The 17,626-nt window shown below is 68.3% G+C and carries 15 protein-coding genes; 2 read left to right on the top strand and 13 right to left on the bottom strand.

The genetic code is table 11. The features are described from left to right. Positions 1-57 precede the first annotated feature (57 nt). Positions 58-1,008 carry a LysR family transcriptional regulator gene (locus FOB47_RS16195; protein WP_053821633.1) on the top strand — a complete coding sequence of 317 codons (951 nt, stop codon included), beginning with the start codon at positions 58-60 and terminating at the stop codon, positions 1,006-1,008. Between the two features lie 143 nt (positions 1,009-1,151). Then, on the top strand, positions 1,152-1,586 hold the full coding sequence (locus FOB47_RS16190) for a universal stress protein (protein WP_006576556.1): 435 nt from the start codon (positions 1,152-1,154) through the stop codon (positions 1,584-1,586). Positions 1,587-1,770: 184 nt separating this feature from the next. Here FOB47_RS16190 and aceA read toward each other — a convergent pair whose 3' ends face one another. The 13 genes from aceA to clpB form a co-directional block, all read right to left on the bottom strand. After that, entirely contained in the window at positions 1,771-3,063 is a 1,293-nt protein-coding gene (gene aceA / locus FOB47_RS16185; protein WP_006576216.1) for an isocitrate lyase, read from the bottom strand. A gap of 346 nt (positions 3,064-3,409) precedes the next feature. Next, positions 3,410-3,931, bottom strand: coding sequence for a ribonuclease E activity regulator RraA (gene rraA / locus FOB47_RS16180; RefSeq protein WP_174781536.1), 522 nt, complete (start codon positions 3,929-3,931; stop codon positions 3,410-3,412). A gap of 166 nt (positions 3,932-4,097) precedes the next feature. Next, complete coding sequence (locus tag FOB47_RS16175; protein ID WP_053821630.1) at positions 4,098-4,913, bottom strand: LytR/AlgR family response regulator transcription factor; 816 nt, start codon at positions 4,911-4,913, stop codon at positions 4,098-4,100. Between the two features lie 117 nt (positions 4,914-5,030). Then, positions 5,031-6,239, bottom strand: coding sequence for a sensor histidine kinase (locus FOB47_RS16170; RefSeq protein WP_053821629.1), 1,209 nt, complete (start codon positions 6,237-6,239; stop codon positions 5,031-5,033). A 507-nt stretch (positions 6,240-6,746) separates the two neighbouring features. Next, a complete protein-coding gene (locus FOB47_RS16165) occupies positions 6,747-7,703 on the bottom strand; it encodes a CysB family HTH-type transcriptional regulator (protein ID WP_053821628.1) in 957 nt (318 codons plus the stop codon). Next, positions 7,700-8,851 (bottom strand): sulfate/molybdate ABC transporter ATP-binding protein, encoded by a 1,152-nt coding sequence (locus FOB47_RS16160; protein ID WP_174781535.1) that lies wholly within the window; start codon positions 8,849-8,851, stop codon positions 7,700-7,702. The genes FOB47_RS16165 and FOB47_RS16160 overlap by 4 nt, the downstream gene beginning before the upstream one ends. Continuing rightward, positions 8,848-9,900 carry a sulfate ABC transporter permease subunit CysW gene (cysW, locus tag FOB47_RS16155; protein ID WP_174781534.1) on the bottom strand — a complete coding sequence of 351 codons (1,053 nt, stop codon included), beginning with the start codon at positions 9,898-9,900 and terminating at the stop codon, positions 8,848-8,850. Before cysW ends, FOB47_RS16160 begins: the two co-directional genes overlap by 4 nt. Position 9,901: 1 nt before the next feature. Continuing rightward, complete coding sequence (cysT, locus tag FOB47_RS16150; protein ID WP_174781533.1) at positions 9,902-10,876, bottom strand: sulfate ABC transporter permease subunit CysT; 975 nt, start codon at positions 10,874-10,876, stop codon at positions 9,902-9,904. A 183-nt stretch (positions 10,877-11,059) separates the two neighbouring features. Continuing rightward, complete coding sequence (locus FOB47_RS16145) at positions 11,060-11,728, bottom strand: RBBP9/YdeN family alpha/beta hydrolase (protein ID WP_174781532.1); 669 nt, start codon at positions 11,726-11,728, stop codon at positions 11,060-11,062. After that, positions 11,725-12,813: an EAL domain-containing protein gene (locus FOB47_RS16140; RefSeq protein ID WP_174781531.1), complete on the bottom strand. Its 1,089-nt coding sequence runs from the start codon at positions 12,811-12,813 to the stop codon at positions 11,725-11,727. The genes FOB47_RS16145 and FOB47_RS16140 overlap by 4 nt, the downstream gene beginning before the upstream one ends. 23 nt (positions 12,814-12,836) lie before the next feature. Then, positions 12,837-13,844 carry a sulfate ABC transporter substrate-binding protein gene (locus tag FOB47_RS16135; RefSeq protein ID WP_151023282.1) on the bottom strand — a complete coding sequence of 336 codons (1,008 nt, stop codon included), beginning with the start codon at positions 13,842-13,844 and terminating at the stop codon, positions 12,837-12,839. A 556-nt stretch (positions 13,845-14,400) separates the two neighbouring features. Beyond that, the gene (locus FOB47_RS16130) at positions 14,401-14,757 is read right to left on the bottom strand and encodes an addiction module antidote protein (protein WP_174781530.1); all 357 of its coding nucleotides are present in this window, start codon (positions 14,755-14,757) and stop codon (positions 14,401-14,403) included. A 224-nt stretch (positions 14,758-14,981) separates the two neighbouring features. Next, positions 14,982-17,570: an ATP-dependent chaperone ClpB gene (gene clpB / locus FOB47_RS16125; RefSeq protein WP_174781529.1), complete on the bottom strand. Its 2,589-nt coding sequence runs from the start codon at positions 17,568-17,570 to the stop codon at positions 14,982-14,984. Positions 17,571-17,626 lie beyond the last annotated feature (56 nt).

Here is a 17,626-nt window from a genome sequence, read left to right as displayed (position 1 = left end):
CCGCACGTATCGCCAAGATCGCTTTGTGTCGCGCCGGCCGCAAAACATCGGGGACACGTGGATCATTTCAAGCAACTGGCGACCTTCGTCTCGGTCGCCTCGCGCGGCAGCCTGTCGGCGGCCGCCACCGCCGAGGGCGTCGCGCCGGCCATCATCGGCCGCCGCATCGACGCGCTGGAGGAACGGCTCGGCGTCAAGCTGCTGGTGCGCACCACTCGCAAGATCACGCTGACCTTCGAGGGCTCGGCCTTCCTGGAGGACTGCCAGCGGATCCTGAACGATCTGCAGAACGCCGAGGCCAGCGTCTCGGCCGGCGGCGTCAAGGCCAGCGGCCATCTGCGCGTGACGGCACCCGCTGGCTTCGGCCGCAAGCACGTCGCGCCGGTAGTGCCGCTGTTCATCGAATCGCATCCGGACGTGACCATCACGCTGGACCTGTCGGACCGCGTGGTCGATCTGGTCAACGAGGGCTTCGACTGCGCGATCCGCCTGGGCGACCTGCCCGATTCGAGCCTAGTGTCGATCCGGCTGGCGGAGAACCGCCGCGTGGTGGTGGCCGCGCCGTCGTACCTGGCGCGGCGCGGCACGCCGCAGACGCCGGAAGAACTGGCGGCCCACAACTGCCTGGCCTTCGGCGCCAGCGCCAACGTGCAGCGCGGCTGGGTGTTCCAGCAGGACGGCCGCCCGGTCACGGTCAAGGTCGGCGGCAATATGGAATGCACCGACGGCGCCGTGCTGCATGCCTGGTGCCTGCAAGGGCATGGCTTGGCGTGGCGCTCGTGGTGGGAGGTCGGACACGAGATCGCGACCGGGCGCCTGGTTACCGTGCTCGACGAATTCCAGGCGCCGCCGATCGGCATCCACGCGGTGTTTCCCCAGCGCAAGCATCTGCCGCTGCGGGTGCGGCTGTTTATCGATCATCTGAAGAACACCTACGGCAATCCTGCCTACTGGCGCCGCGGCGAGCAGGCGCCGCTGCCCGCGGCCGACGAGCCGGTCGGTGCCTGACTCGGCACGACGAGCGGGCAAGGGTTCGCCCGCGATGCATTAGCCGCCACACTGGCTACAATGAAGTCAGCGCGGGTCGGTTCCTTCGCCCCGCTTCCGGTGCCCTCGGGCATGCCTTTGGACTCATCGCAAGGAGATCGGCCATGTTCAAGCACATCCTGCTCCCCACTGACGGTTCGGAGCTGTCCAAGAAAGCGATCGACGGCGGCATCGAGCTGGCCAAGGCCATCGGCGCCCGGGTCACTGCCTATGTCTGTCTCGAGGAATATCCGTACACGCCGTTCAGCGAGATCGTGGTCGAGGCCCCGCAGGCCTTCAAGGACCGCATCGAGGCGCAGGCGCGCATCTACCTGAAGGAGGTCGAGACTGCCGCCACCGCGGCCGGTGTGCCATGCGACACCGATATGTCGACCTTCGCCGTGCCCTATCTGGGCATCATCGACGCGGCCGAACGGCATGGCTGCGACGTGATCTTCATGGCCTCGCACGGCCGTCGCGGCCTGTCCGGCCTGCTGCTCGGCAGCGAGACGCAGAAGGTGCTGACGCATACCGATATTCCGGTGATCGTCTACCGGTGAGTAAGGCCGGCCTGCCCAGCCACACGCTGCGATGATGCTCCCCCTCTCCCCCTCACGGGGGAGAGGGTGGGGGAGAGGAGGTGGTTGCAGGAACCGCATCGGCCTGTGCGCCGCCGCCTTTCCTCTCCCCCAACCCCTTTCCCGCAAGCGGGAGAGGGAACCAGCACGCGCAAGTCTTACGACTTCAAGCCACCTTCTTGTCGAAGAACTGCTCGTCCTCGGTCGAGCCCTTCAGCGCGGTGGTCGACGACTGGCCGCCTTCGATGGTCTGCGTGACCGCGTCGAAGTAGCCGGTGCCGACTTCGCGCTGGTGCTTGACCGCGGTGAAGCCCTTCTCGGCCGCCTTGAACTCGGCCTCCTGCAGCTCGACGAACGCGCTCATCTGGTTGCGCGCATAGCCGTAAGCCAGGTTGAACATCGAGTAGTTCAGCGAGTGGAAGCCGGCCAGCGTGATGAACTGGAACTTGTAGCCCATCGCGCCCAGTTCCTTCTGGAACTTGGCGATGGTGGCGTCGTCCAGGTTCTTCTTCCAGTTGAACGACGGCGAGCAGTTGTAGGCCAGCAGCTTGCCCGGGAATTTGGCGTGCACCGCCTCGGCGAACTTCTTGGCGAACTCCAGATCGGGCTTGCCGGTTTCGCACCAGACCAGGTCGGCCACTTCCGCATAGGCCAGCGCACGCGCGATCGACTGCTCGATGCCGGGCCGGGTGCGGTAGAAGCCTTCGACGGTGCGCTCGCCAGTGCAGAACGGCTTGTCGCGATCGTCGATGTCCGAGGTCAGCAGATCGGCCGCTTCCGCATCGGTACGGGCGATCACCAGCGTCGGCACGCCCATCACGTCCGCCGCCAGGCGCGCGGCGGTCAGCTTGGCGACGGCCTCGCGGGTCGGCACCAGCACCTTGCCGCCCATGTGGCCGCACTTCTTGACCGAGGCCAGCTGGTCTTCGAAGTGCACGCCCGCGGCGCCCGCTTCGATCATCGCCTTCATCAGCTCGAACGCGTTCAGCACGCCGCCGAAGCCGGCCTCCGCGTCCGCCACGATCGGCGCGAAGAAATCGACATCACCCTTGCCCTCGCTCCACTGGATCTGATCGGCGCGCTGGAAGGTGTTGTTGATGCGCTTGACCACCTGCGGCACCGAGTTGGCCGGATACAGCGACTGGTCCGGATACATCTCGCCGGCCAGGTTGGCGTCGCCGGCGACCTGCCAGCCCGACAGATAGATCGCCTTCAGGCCGGCCTTGACCTGCTGCATCGCCTGGTTGCCGGTCAGCGCGCCCAGCGTGTTGACGAACGGCTCGGTATTGAGCAGATGCCACAGCTTCTCGGCGCCACGACGGGCCAGCGTGTGCTCGATCTGCACCGAGCCGCGCAGCCGCACCACGTCCTCGGCCGTGAAGTTGCGGCGGATACCCTTCCAGCGCGGGTTGGTTTCCCAGTCTTGCTTGAGCTTTTGTGCTTCGATTTCGCGGGACATGTCACTCTCCTGTTGATGGGGTTCGGCAAATCTTTGCGACGCGACCGGACGGGGAGCCGGTCTGCCGACCTGGGCGCCGGTGCCGGCATCAGCGTTCCGGAAGCGCCGCAAGTCATATGTCTTATATAAGAGTGTAGAGAAGCGTCCCGCGACGCAACAAGGCTCGATGCGGCCTTCGCCGCAGATTTTTTATCCTTAAATTTCAGTATGTTATCGAAAACATTTCACGATACGGCAAGACCTTTCCCATCATGAGAAACGACGGTTGTGCCGCGCACCCATGTATTTTTGCGCATCAAAACGTCTTTCCGCATCGTGAAATTGTGTGCAAGGGCTGTCGGACGGCTCAGGCCGCCTTGCCCCCCTTGCCCCCCTTGCCCAACTCCACGTCGGACACCAGCACACCGTCCTCGTCGGCATAGATCCAGTTGCCCGGACGCACGACCGCGCCGGGCATCTGCAGCGCGACGTCGCGCTGCCCGCTATTGCGCTTCTCGCTCTTGCGCGGATGCACGCCCAGCGCGCGGATGCCGATCTCGCAGTCGTTCAGCTCGACGGTGTCACGCACATAGCCGTTCAGCACGATGCCCGCCCAGCCGTTCTTCTGGCCAAGCTGGCCGAGATTGCCGCCGACCAGCGCGCAGCGCGCCGAACCGCCGGCGTCGACCACCAGCACCCTGCCCTGCCCCGGCGATTCGAGCGCCTCGCGCACCAGCGAGTTGTCCTCGAACACCTTCAGCGTCATGGCGGGACCGGCAAAGCGCGCACGCTTGCCGAACGCCTGCCAGCCCGGCGTCAGCACGCGCAGCGAGCCGTCGGCCAGGCGAGCCTCGTGATCGTCGCAAAGGTCGGTGGTGGCGAAATCCATGGCAATTCACTCCTCGATCAGCAGGGAAATAAAGGGAAACAACGGGGAAACGGCAAAAGGAAAGCGAAGGCGGCGCGACGCCCCGGTGCCCGCGGTGGTGCGGCGCAACCGGAGCATCATAGTGGAAAACCGCTGGGGAAACGGCGCATCGCGCGCCGGCCGCGCGTTACATCTGCTTGAACAGATAGGCGTACTGGCGCGCCACCGGCAGCGTCTCGGGTCGGTTGCGCAGCTTCAGCGCGAGGCGCCCCAGCGACTGGTTGACCGCGGCGGCGACGCAGTCGATGTTGACCACCGTGCCGCGATGGATCTGCCAGAAGCGGTCCGGATCGAGCTGCTGGGTCAGTTCGCGCAGGCTGGTGCGGATCAGCGCCTCGCCGCTGTTCGACACCACGTTGACGTACTTGTCGGTGGCCTCCAGATAGATCACCTCGTCGACCGGGATGATGCGCACCTCCTGGCCCACCAGCGCCTTGATGAAGCGCAGATACGGACCGCCGGTGCGCGCGATGGTGTCGCGGTCCAGCGCCTCCAGCCGGTTCAGCAGCTGCTCCAGCCGCTCGCCTTCGAGCGCGCCCGCCGAGGCGTTGCCGTCCATCGCCTGCGGCGGCATCGCCAGCCGCGTCTTCAGCCGGTTGACGGTGGCCTCCAGCCGCTCGCGCTGGATCGGCTTGAGCACGTAGTCGACCGCCGCGCTTTCGAAGGCTTCCAGCGCGAACTGGTCGTAGGCGGTGACGAACACCACCAGCGGCGCGCCGGGCTTGCCGAGCAGGTCGCGCGCCACCTCCATGCCGGTGATGCCGGGCATCCGGATATCGAGAAAGGCGACGCGCGGCGCGTGCTGGCGCACCGCCTCGAGCGCCGATACCCCGTCATGCACGGTCGCGACGACCTGCGCCTCGGGCCACAGGCTGGACAATTCGGCATGCAACACGCGGGCGAGCAGCGGTTCGTCGTCGGCAATCAGCAAGGTCGGCGTCATCGTGGAATCGGTGGCAGTCGATCGATGGATCATCGACGGGGCGCGAAGGAGATCGGCGACCGTCGGCGCTAACGGGGCGGGCGGCGGCAACACACGGCGCAGCCCGCGAAATCGGTATCAGGATCGGGGGACGACCGACGCGGCCGAGCCGGCCGGAATCGGCGGCACCGGCACCGCCGGCGCGGCCCCGCCCTGCGCCGCACCGCAACTGGCGGCCGGCGCCGGCACGCCCTGCGCGGCCGGCTTGCGCGTCACGGGCACGGTCAGCCGCACCACCACGCCGCTGGGCACGTTTTCCTCGATCTGCATCGTGGCCGCGGCGCCGAAGATGCGCGCCAGGCGTTCGCGCACATGGGTCAGCCCCAGGCCCGAGCCCTTGACCGGGGCCTGAGCAAAGCCGACGCCGGTATCGGCGATCGACACCTGCACGGCGTTCTCGCCCTGGGCGCGCGCCGACACGGTAATGCGCCCCCCCGCCATGCACGGTTCGATGCCGTGCGTGACGGCGTTCTCGACCAGCGGCTGGATCAGCATCGGCGGAATCTCGACCTCGGCCAGATCGTCCGGCAGATCGAACTGATAGGACAGCCGCTGGCCGAAGCGCAGCCCCTGGATATCGAGATAGCTGCGCAGCAGCGCGAACTCCTGCTGCAGCGTGCATTGCTCCGCGCGGGTATGGGCCAGCGAGCGCCGCAGGAAGCCGATCAGCCCCTGCAGCAGCTTGCGCGCGGCATGCGGATCGGTGGCGATCAGGCCGTCGAGGTGGGCCAGCGAATTGAACAGGAAGTGCGGTTCGATCTGCGCCTGCAGCGCCATCAGCTGCGCGCGCACCAGCTGCTTCTCGGCCTCCTCGCGCTGCAGCGCGTCGAGCGCGGCCTGGCGCTGCAGGAAGGCCAGGCGTTCGCGCGACCAGTAGAAGTAGATCATGCTTGTGGCCGCCAGCATCCCGACCACCAGGCACATGCGCAGCATGTCGTTGGCCTCTTCCATCGACTTGGGCGGCAGGTCCATCACCATCCGTGTCGCCCAGCTGCCGAACAGCACGCCCAGCGGCACCGCGGCGATCGCCAGCAGGATGAAGGGCCAGCCGGCCGGGCGCTCGTTGCGCCAGATCACCACGCGCGGAATATCGATCAGCGCCCAGATCGACAGGCCGATCAGCTGGCTATAGACGAAGTTCTTCAGGAAGGTGCCGCCGGTCTGGAAGCCCCAGGTCAGGCTGACCGCGATCACGCCGTTCATCACGAGCACGAACACCAGGTCGCGCCCCAGCAGCGTCAGGCGGGAGGGAATGGCATGGGTGAAACAGCGGTGCGTCGATCTCATGTCGCCTCCGTCCTTCCACCGCCACCTCGGCGACGCGGGTGTGGGGAGGGACTGTTGCCTCATTCTAGCCGCCGCCCGCCGACGTTCCATGCGGCAGTGCGGCCCCCACCGCGGCATTCGCCAACTGTCGGGCGGATCGCACGCGGCACGGGATGACCGGCGATGCGGTGCAGCATGGCGCGCGGCCGCTGCATCGGACCGCATCCCGTGTCCGTGCGCGTAATGTAACCCGGGTGGCGGCGCGAATGAAACCCGGATGCGACGAACGGGCAGCCGGCGGCGCGAAGGGGCCGCTGCCGGGCCCGAACCGAACGCGGCGGGATCCACGTATGACGAGACGCAGCAGAGTGCAAGCGCGGCGAGCGCCCGGAGCAGAACCATGCCGGCATGCGGCAGCGCCGCGATGCTTGCGGCATGGCAGTCCCTGTGGGTGTTTCTCCCCTCTCCCGCTTGCGGGAGAGGGGCCGGGGCAGAGGGCAGCCGCGTTGGCAACCGCGCCGCGAACGCCTACGCGGCCTCGGCCGTCAGCGCGCCCAGGCTGCCGCCTTCGGACAGCGCGCTGCTGACCGCCTGCTCGGACAGCTGCGGCGCGAACAGCTGGATGAAGGCATGCGCGTAGCCGCGCAGATAGGCCCCGCGGCGCACCGCCACGCTGGTGGTGTTCGGCGCGAACAGATGATCGGCCGAAATCCGCACCAGGCCGCTGTCCTTGCGCGCGTCGTAGGCCATCGACGCAATGATGCCGACGCCCAGATCGAGCTCGGCATAGGTCTTGATCACGTCGGCGTCCAGTGCGGTCAGCACGATCTCCGGCTGCAGGCCGGCCTGTGCGAAGGCGCTGTCGATCTTGCGCCGGCCGGTAAAGCCAGCGTCGTAGGTGATGATCGGAAAGCCTGCCAGGTCCTCCAGCGTCGGCTCGGGCAGCCGCGTCAGCGGATGGTCCGGCGCCACCACCAGCACATGGCGCCAGGTATAGGCGTCGAACGCCGTCAGCGACGGTTCGCTGGCCAAGGCCTCGGTGGCGATGCCGATGTCGGCCTGTCCCGACAGCAGCAGCTCGACGATATGGTTGGGCGAGGCCTCCTGCAGCGCCAGCGTGACGTGCGGGTAGGCACGCCGGAATTCGGTGACGACCTTGGGCAGCGCATAGCGCGCCTGCGTATGCGTGGTGGCGACCGTCAGCCGGCCGGTATGGCGGCCGGCGAATTCGTCGCCGGCCTGGCGCAGGTTCTCCGCCTCGAGCAGCAGGCGCTCGACGATGCGGACGATCTCGCGGCCCGGCGCGGTCAGCCCGGTCAGCCGCTTGCCGTAGCGCTCGAAGATCTCGACACCCAGTTCCTCCTCGAGCTCGCGGATCTGGCGCGACACGCCGGGCTGCGAGGTGTACAGCGCGTTGGCGACCTCGGTCAGATTGAACTGGCGGCGCACCGCCTCGCGGATCGATCGCAGTTGCTGGAAGTTCATCGCGACGCCCCTGCCGATGCCGGCGTGCGTGCCGCCTGCCGCGCGCCCTGCTCTCCGGCGAACACCCGCATGCGGCGCGGCCGCGCCGCCAGCAGCTCGCCCTCGCGATAACCGTCGCGCTGGAAGCGTTCGAGCGGCAGCACCACCTCGATCAGCTCGCGGTTGTCCTCGCGCTCGAGTTCCAGCTGCGCGACGGGGCCGAGCGCGAGCGCACGCCGCAGCGTTGCGACGATGCCTTCGGCGCCGGGCGCATAGCGCTCGAGCTCGACGTCGTGCGGACGGACGTAGCCGATGGCCTCGGCGCCATCCACCTCGTCGACCGCGCCCAGGCCCTCGTCATCAGGACCGCTGCACAACGACAGCAGCGCCGCACCGCTACGCAGCGCCCCGCCCCCGGCTCCGCGCTCGAGCCGCCCGTGAATGCGGTTGACATGGCCAAGGAAGCCGAACACGAACGGCGTGGCCGGATGTTCGTAGACCGCCTGCGGCGAGCCCACCTGCTCGACACGGCCGCGCTGCATCAGCACCACGCGGTCGGCCACTTCGAGCGCTTCCTCCTGGTCGTGCGTGACGAACACGCTGGTCACGTGCAGCTCGTCGTGCAGCCGCCGCAGCCAGCGCCGCAGCTCCTTGCGGACCTTGGCATCGAGCGCGCCGAACGGCTCGTCCAGCAGCAGCACGCGCGGCTCGACCGCCAGCGCGCGGGCCAGCGCGATGCGCTGGCGCTGCCCGCCCGACAGCTGCGGCGGATAGCGGTCGGCCAGCCAGTCCAGCTGCACCAGTTCCAGCAGCGCGCGCACGCGCTCGCGGATCTGCGCCTCGCCCGGCCGCTCGCCGCGCGGCTTGACGCGCAGGCCGAAGGCGACGTTCTCGAACACCGTCATATGGCGGAACAGCGCGTAGTGCTGGAACACGAAGCCGACCTGGCGCTGGCGCACCGGCTGCCCGGTCGCATCCTGGCCCTCCAGCAGCACCTGCCCGCGATCGGCGCGCTCCAGTCCCGCGATCACGCGCAGCAGCGTGGTCTTGCCGCAACCGGACGGCCCCAGCAACGCGGTCAGTTCCCCTTCCGCGAAATCGAGCGTGACGTCGTCCAGCGCGACGAAATCGCCGAACTGTTTGTGCAGATGCCTTACCTGAATGCTCATGATGTCCATCCCAAGCTGTCTTGCGGATCGGCCCCGGCGGCCGGACGGCGCACCTTGGCGGGTTGCGCGGCGCACGCCGATTCGTTGGCGAACGCCGCGGCCTGCGCCGGCACGGCAAGCGCCGACGCAGCCGGCAGCATGGCCGGCGCGACCGGCATGCCTTCCTCGTTCGCCTCGCCCAGTTCGCGCCGGGTACGGAATTCGACCAGCGTCTTGATCGCCAGCGTCAGCAGGGCCAGCAGCGTCAGCAGCGAGGCCACCGCGAAGGCCGCGACGAAGTTGTATTCGTTGTAGAGAATCTCGACGTGCAGCGGCATCGTGTTGGTCAGCCCGCGGATATGGCCCGACACCACCGACACCGCGCCGAACTCGCCCATCGCCCGGGCATTGCACAGGATCACGCCGTACAGCAGGCCCCAGCGGATATTGGGCAGCGTCACGCGCCAGAAGGTCTGCCAGCCCGATGCGCCGAGCACGATCGCGGCCTCCTCTTCCTCGGTGCCCTGCGCCTGCATCAGCGGAATCAGCTCGCGCGCGACGAAGGGAAAGGTCACGAAGACGGTCGCCAGCACGATGCCCGGCACCGCGAACAGGATGCGGATGTCGTGCTCGGCCAGCCACGGTCCGAACCAGCCCTGCGCGCCGAACAGCAGCACATAGATCAGGCCCGAGATCACCGGCGAGACCGAAAACGGCAGGTCGATCAGCGTGGTCAACAGGCTCTTGCCGGGGAATTCGAACTTGGCGATGGCCCAGGCCGCGGCAACGCCGAACACCAGGTTCAGCGGCACGGCGATCGCCGCGACGGTCAGCGTCAGGCGGATCGCGGCCAGCGCGTCGGGCTCGACCAGCGCGCTCCAGTAGGCGTTCAGGCCCTGGCGCAGCGCCTCGTAGAACACCGCGGCGAGCGGCACGAAAAGGAACAGCGTCAGGAACAGCGCGGCGACCGCGATCAGCGTGCGGCGCACCCACGGCGCCTCGGCGGTGGCGTCATGCACCGGCGTCGCCGGCAGCGCGCGTGCCGCGCCCACGGGAAGGGAGCCGGCCATCTCAGAAGTCTCCGGCCGCGGTCAGCGAACGCGATGCCCCCGCCGCGTCGTCGCCGCGCGGCTGCGCGGGCGCCTGGCGGCCGCCGTTCTGGCGGCGCCGCGACCACGCCTGCAGGCCGTTGATCAGCAGCAGCAAGGCGAACGAGATCAGCAGCATCACCACCGCCACCGCGGTCGCGCCGGCATAGTCGTATTGCTCGAGCTTGGCGTAGATCATCAGCGGCGCGATCTCCGACACCATCGGCATGTTGCCGCTGATGAAGACGACCGAGCCGTACTCGCCGGTGGCGCGGGCGAAGGCCAGCGCAAACCCGGTCAGCAGCGCCGGCGCGATCGCCGGCACGATCACGCGGCCGAAGGTCTGCCAGCGCGTCGCGCCCAGGCTCGCCGCGGCCTCTTCGAGCTCGCGCTCCAGTTCTTCCAGCACCGGCTGCACCGTGCGCACGACGAACGGCAGGCCGATGAAGGTCAGCGCGATCACGACGCCCAGCGGGGTGAAGGCGACCTTGATGCCGAGCGGCTCGAGCCAGCGGCCGATCCAGCCGTTGCCGGCGAACAGCGCGGTCAGCGCGATGCCGGCCACCGCGGTCGGCAGCGCGAACGGCAGATCGACCAGCGCATCGACCAGGCGCCGGCCGGGAAAGCGATAGCGCACCAGCACCCAGGCCACCACCAGGCCGAACACCGTATTGACGATCGCCGCGATCAGCGAGGCGCCGAAGCTAAGCTTGTATGCGGCCAGCACGCGCGGCGCCGTGACGAGGGCCCAGAAGCTGTCCCAGCTCAGCGTGAACGCCTTCAGGAAGGCGGCCGCCAGCGGAATCAGCACGATCAGCGTCAGATACAGCAGCGTGAACCCGAGCGACAGGCCGAAGCCCGGCAGCACCGTATGGCGGGCGCGCAGCGGGCCGGGCAGCCGCCGCGGGAAGGTCGGCGCCGCTGGCACGGTATCGGTCAATGGCAAGGTGGCAGGCATGGTGTCGGATGCGAAAGCCGGCGAAGGCAACGTGGCGCGCCGCGCTGGGCGCGCGTTCGACGTGCGTTCGACGTGCGATGGGCACCGCCGGCGCGGCTTTATGCGGCGACGGCAGCGGACCAATAGATTGTGCAGAGCAGCGCTTATATCCAGAACGAATATTTACGCATGTCTTTAGTCGATTCAGATATATGGGACGGTGGGGATCACTTCGAGCCCGGCTTCCCATGCGGTGCCGTGCTTGTCATGGGCACGGCCGGCGCCGCGGGCGTCGATCCTTTGCAGCAGCGTGCCGAGCAGGCCGAGCCCCCCCGGCCAGCGGCCCAACCCGGAATCCGCATTGATGTGACCCAGGCTGCCCGCATCGTGCAGCTCGCTGCCCCACAGCGTGCCCCAGGTGAACGCGGTCCGCTGCGCCATCCACGGGTCGTTGCGGCTCGCGACGACCAGCGTCGGGAACGGCAGCCGGAAGGTCGGCAGCAGCGGCGCGACGCCGAACTTGTCGGGGTCGGCCGGCGCGACCAGCAGGGCGCCGGCGATGCCGTCGGGGTCGTTCGCCGCCTGGCGCAGCGTCGCCAGGCAGCCGAAGCTGTGGGCGACCAGCACCGCGCCGCGCGGTGCGACCCGCCGCACCCGAGCGACCGCGTCGCCGACGCGCTCGGCCCACAGATGCAGGCTCGGGCGCGACCAGTCGCGCTGTTCGACCCGCTGCCAGTCGGGAAAGCGGCGTTCCCAGCGGCTCTGCCAGTGCTCGGGGCCGCTGCCGTGCAGGCCAGGCACGGTCAGGATGCCGAGCCCCGGCGGGACCTCGAGCTCGATGTCGGCGGCATGGGACGGCAGACGCGACGTCATCTGGGTTCCTCCTGGTCGTCGTGGTGGGAATCGGGGCGCCGTGAGTCGGGGTGGCGCAAGTCCGGGTGGCGCAAATCGCGGCGGTGCGGGTCGGGACGCTGCGAGTCGGGACGGCACGACAGTGGTCCCGCGCGCCGCAGTTCGCCCGGGCCGAGCGTCGCGCCGGCATGGGTCCCCTGCCCCAGTTCGATGCCCGCCGCCTGCAGCCGCAGCGCGGTTTCGGCGCTGTCGAGCCGGCGGCCGATCAGCGTCACGCCGGCATCGGCGGCGCTGGCCCGCAGCCCCGCCAGTTGGCGATCGGTCCACAGCCGGCCCATATCGAGCTTGAGCCAGTCCGGCCGCGCCTGCGCGATCAGCACGCCCGCCTCGGCGGGATCGGACGCCTGCAGGCTGACGGCAAAGCCGTTGCGCCGGTAGTTGCCGACCACTTGCAGCAGCAGCGCCAGATTGTCGTTGGCGCTGGCCGGCACCTGGATCACCAGCTGCGACTGCGGCAGGTCCAGCGCCTGCACCGCGCGCCGGAACGCGGCGCCATGGTCGTCGGCCACCGCCGCCAGCAGCCGGTTGTGCACGTTCAGCACCAGCCGGCCCGTGCCGCCCGCGGCCACGTAGTTGATCGCATGCAGCAGCCGCGACAGCCGGTCGAGCGCGACCAGCGAGGCGTCGTCGGCTGCCAGCGCGAACAGTTTCCACGCGGCCAGGCCGGGCTGCTCGCCTGCGTACGTCCGGATGGTGCCCTCATGGCCGATCACGCGGCGGTCGGCCAGCGCGATCAGCGGTGCGAACGCGCTGGTCAGCGAGCACTGGTGGAAGCGCCCCTGCACCTGGCCGCGGGCGTCGCGCCACAGCGAATAGCCGGGCTCGGGCCGCGCCGGCAGCGCCTCCAGATAGCGGGCCAGCGCGGCCGGAAGCGGCAGCGCGCCGGCCGATTCGAACCGCGCGGCGGCGCACCGGTCGAGATCCTGTTGGTCGCCCTCTTGTGCGAGTGGCCGTCCATCGGCGGGGGCGCGGCGGGCGAGCGTGCCACGTTCGGTGCCACGGTCGGTGCCACGGTCGGTGCCGCGTTCGGTGCCAGTTTGGGTCATCAACGCTCCCGGTCCCCCGCGGCTCAGCGGCGGCCAGGCTGATAGACCTGGTCGAAGGTGCCGCCGTCGGCGAAGTGGGCCTGCTGCGCCTTCTGCCAGCCGCCGAACACTTCGTCGATGGTGAACAGCTTGACCTTCGGGAAGGCCGACGCGTACTTGGCCGCCACCTTCTCGGAGATCGGCCGGTAGTAATTGCGCGCGGCGATCTCCTGGCCCTCGTCGGTATAGAGGAATTGCAGATAGGCCTCGGCGGCGCGGCGGGTGCCGCGCTTGTCGACCACCTTGTCGACCACCGCGACCGGCGGCTCCGCCAGGATCGACACGGACGGCGCGACGATATCGAACTTGTCCGGACCGAGCTCCTTGATCGCCAGCAGCGCCTCGTTCTCCCAGGCGATCAGCACATCGCCGATGCCGCGCTCGACGAAAGTCGTGGTCGCGCCCCGGGCGCCGGAGTCCAGCACCGGCACGTTCTTCAGCAGCTGCGCGACGAAATCGCGCGCCTTGGCCTCGTTGCCGCCCGGCTGGCGCAGCGCATAGCCCCAGGCCGCCAGATAGTTCCAGCGCGCGCCGCCGGAGGTCTTCGGATTGGGCGTGATCACCTGCACGCCGGGCTTGACCAGGTCGCTCCAGTCGCGGATGGCTTTCGGGTTGCCCTTGCGCACCAGGAACACGATGGTCGAGGTATAGGGCGAGGCATTGTGCGGCAGCCGCTTCTGCCAGTCCGGCTTGATCAGGCCCTTCTGCGCGATCGCATCGACGTCATAGCCGAGCGCCAGCGTGACCACGTCGGCCTCCAGCCCGTCGATCACCGAGCGCGCCTGCTTGCCGGAGCCGCCGTGCGACTGGCGGATCGTCACGTTGTCGCCGCCCCTGGCCTTCCAGGCCTTGGCAAAGGCGGCATTGACGTCGACATACAGCTCCCGCGTGGGGTCGTAGGACACGTTGAGCAGGGTCGTTTGGGCATGCGCGAGACCGGCCGCGCCGGCAAGGGACAACACTGCGGCCGCAATGGCCAACTGGCGAATCATCTTCAAGGGCTCCCGTCCGTCGGAAAAAATGAGGCTGGCATGCGCGACGGCATGCATGGGCCATCGCGACAGCATCGAGGCTACCGGGCGCCGCAGCGACAAGGAACGAATGGTTTCGCCGATCCAAGCACGTTTTTCGCATAAGGCCGCGGAGCGGCCGTGCCTCGGGTAACGACAGGGGCAATGGCAGCCGTGGCGGCCGTGGCGGCCGTGGCGGCCGTGGCGGCGATGGGGCCGCGGCCGAGCGCCCCAAAAGAAAAAACCCGCGGTACGGGAGCACCGCGGGTCAAGTTTCCGCAAGGAAACGGGTAGACAGTCATGAAGTGCGCCCCCGCAGCTTCATGACGGAGTCGATGTTAGGGGCGCGGAACGGACAGCGACTTGATGCAGGTCAAGAAACGCGCACCGATCGGTGTACTCCCTCCCGCCCTCAGGGGGAGAGGGTCGGGGAGAGGGAGGTGGTTTCAATCCACAGTGGCATAACAAGAGCCGCTTGCCCTCTCCCCCGCCCCGTCCCGCAAGCGGGAGAGGGAAACCCGAACCGGACCGTCAGGCTTCAGGAATGCAGGCGCTTGCCGACTTCAAGGGACCATTGCGCGAGGGCGGCGGCTCCCGTCTTGCCATGAACAGTGGCCGGAATGGCATGCAGACGCAAGCCAAGCGCCGCGACAATCCTCAAGACAGTCGCAAAGTCAGCGGCCGACTTCGTATTCAGAACCTTGCCGAGCGCGTCGACGGACAGACCGGCGCGTACTGCCACATCGTGAAGGCCCTTCGCACGAACGATGTCGCCCAGCGCCGCGATCACCAGCTCGGGATCCTGCTCCTCGAGACAGGCCTCCAGATACAGCGCCATCTGGCGATCCGTCTTGAGGTGATCGGCAACGTCAAAGATTCGGGGTTTTGCGGTCATTTCCTACTCCAGATGCAGGCGAGCAAGGCGCAACGCGCTTCAAATTCGGTGGTGGCGCGGATCGTCGGCATGACCCGACGCTACCGAGGCCCTTATCGGAGGACCATGAGACCCACGGTCCGTCAGACCAAATCCGAACATACGCGGCAAAATAAAAAAACGCCGGGCCAAGGCCCGGCGTCTTCATGTGGCAGCATTCGCCGAAGCGACTGTCGCCCCGCGGGTCAATGCACCACCCGCCCAAACGTGAACTCGCCGTTCTGGTAGTCCACCGGCACGACGTCCTTGGCGGCGAACTTGCCCTCCAGGATCAGCCGCGCGACCGGGTTTTCGATCTGCTGCTGGATCGCGCGCTTCAGCGGGCGGGCGCCGAACACCGGATCGTAGCCCGCGCTGGCGATGCGCTCGAGCGCCGCGTCGCTGACCTCCAGCGCCATGTCCATGCGCGCAAGACGCGACTGCAGCCGCTGCAGCTGGATCTTCGCGATCGACTCGATGTGCTTCTGGTCGAGCGCGTGGAACACCACCACTTCGTCGATGCGGTTCAGGAACTCCGGCCGGAACTGCGTCTTGACCTCCTGCCACACGGCGCCCTTGACGGCCTCGTGCGGTTCGCCGCTCATCTGCTGGATGATCTGCGAGCCCAGGTTCGAGGTCATCACGATCACCGTGTTCTTGAAGTCCACGGTGCGGCCCTGGCCGTCGGTCAGCCGGCCATCGTCGAGCACCTGCAGCAGCACGTTGAACACGTCCGGGTGGGCCTTCTCGACTTCGTCGAGCAGCACCACGCTGTACGGCTTGCGCCGTACCGCCTCGGTCAGGTAACCGCCTTCCTCGTAGCCGACATAGCCCGGCGGCGCGCCGATCAGCCGCGACACGCTGTGCTTCTCCATGAATTCGCTCATGTCGATGCGGATCAGGTGCTCCTCGGAGTCGAACAGGAACTCGGCCAGCGCCTTGCACAGCTCGGTCTTGCCGACGCCGGTCGGGCCGAGGAACAGGAACGAGCCATACGGCTTGTTCTCGTCGGCCAGCCCCGCGCGCGAACGGCGGATCGCGTCGGACACCAGCCGCACGGCCTCGTCCTGGCCGACCACCCGCTTGTGCAGATAGTCCTCCATCGCGATCAGCTTCTCGCGCTCGCCCTGCATCATCTTCGCCACCGGAATGCCGGTCGCGCGGCTGACCACCTCGGCGATCTCCTCGGCGCCGACCTGCGTGCGCAGCAGACGGTTCGGCTGCTTCTGCTCGCTGGCCTCCGCCGCGGTGGCGGCCTTGAGCTTGCCTTCGAGTTCCGGCAGCTTGCCGTACTGCAGCTCGGCGACCTTGTCGAGCTTGCCCTCGCGCTGCAGCCGCGCGATCTCCAGGCGGATCTTGTCGATCTCCTCCTTCAGCGCGGCGGCGCCCTGGGCAGCCCCCTTCTCGGCCTTCCAGATCTCGTCGAGATCGGCGTAGTCCTTCTCGAGCCGTTCGATCTCCTGCTCGATCAGTTCGAGCCGCTTGCGCGAGGCCTCGTCGGTCTCCTTCTTGACCGCCTCGCGTTCGATCTTCAGCTGGATCGTGCGGCGCTCGAGCTTGTCCATCTCCTCCGGCTTGGAGTCGATTTCCATCTTGATGCGCGCGGCCGCCTCGTCGATCAGGTCGATCGCCTTGTCCGGCAGGAATCGGTCGGTGATATAGCGGTGCGACAGCTCGGCCGCGGCGACGATGGCCGGGTCGGTGATCTCGACACCGTGGTGCAGCTCGTACTTTTCCTGCAGGCCGCGCAGGATCGCGATGGTCGCCTCGACCGTGGGCTCGTCGACCAGCACCTTCTGGAAGCGGCGCTCCAGCGCGGCATCCTTCTCGATGTACTTGCGGTATTCGTCCAGCGTGGTGGCGCCGATGCAGTGCAGCTCGCCGCGCGCCAGCGCCGGCTTGAGCATGTTGCCGGCGTCGATCGCGCCCTCGGCCTTGCCGGCGCCGACCATCGTGTGGATCTCGTCGATGAAGACGATGGTCTGGCCCTCGTCCTTGGCGATATCGGACAGCACCGCCTTGAGCCGCTCCTCGAACTCGCCGCGATACTTGGCGCCGGCCAGCAGGCCCGCCATGTCGAGCACCAGCACGCGCTTGTTCTTCAGGGTCTCGGGGACTTCGCCGTTGACGATGCGCTGCGCCAGGCCCTCGACGATCGCGGTCTTGCCGACGCCGGGCTCGCCGATCAGCACCGGGTTGTTCTTGGTGCGGCGCTGCAGGATCTGGATCGCGCGGCGGATCTCGTCGTCGCGGCCGATCACCGGATCGAGCTTGCCCATGCGGGCGCGCTCGGTCAGGTCGATCGTGTACTTCTTCAGCGCCTCGCGCTGGGCCTCGGCATCGGCGCTGTTGACCGACTCGCCGCCGCGCACCGCGTCGATCGCCGCCTCCAGCGACTTGCGGCTCATGCCGTGCTCGCGCGCGATGCGGCCGGTCTCGCCCTTGTCGTCGGCGACCGCGAGCAGGAACAGCTCGCTGGCGACGAACTGGTCGCCGCGCTTGATCGCCTCCTTCTCGGTGGCGTTGAACAGCGCCGCCAGCTCGCGGCCGAGCTGGACCTCGCTGGTGCCCTGCACCTGCGGCAGCCGCTTGATCGCGGCGTCCAGCGCGCTGGCCAGGCCGTTGATGTTGACGCCGGCGCGCGAGAGCAGCGCGCGCGCCGAGCCGTCGTTCTGCGCCAGCAGCGCGCGCAGCAGGTGCTGCGGTTCGATGTATTGGTTGTCGTTGCCGATCGCCAGCGTCTGGGCATCGGCCAGCGCTTCCTGGAATCGGGTAGTCAGTTTGTCAAGACGCATAGGGAAATCCTCACTGGGATACGTGTCCCGAGGCGGCCCCAGCGGCGCAGTCGCAG

The sequence above is a fragment of the Cupriavidus gilardii genome, from assembly GCF_013347325.1.
GTDB lineage: Bacteria > Pseudomonadota > Gammaproteobacteria > Burkholderiales > Burkholderiaceae > Cupriavidus > Cupriavidus gilardii.
The sequence above is the reverse complement of the archived record's forward strand: the minus strand, read 5'-3'. Positions and strand labels throughout refer to the sequence as shown.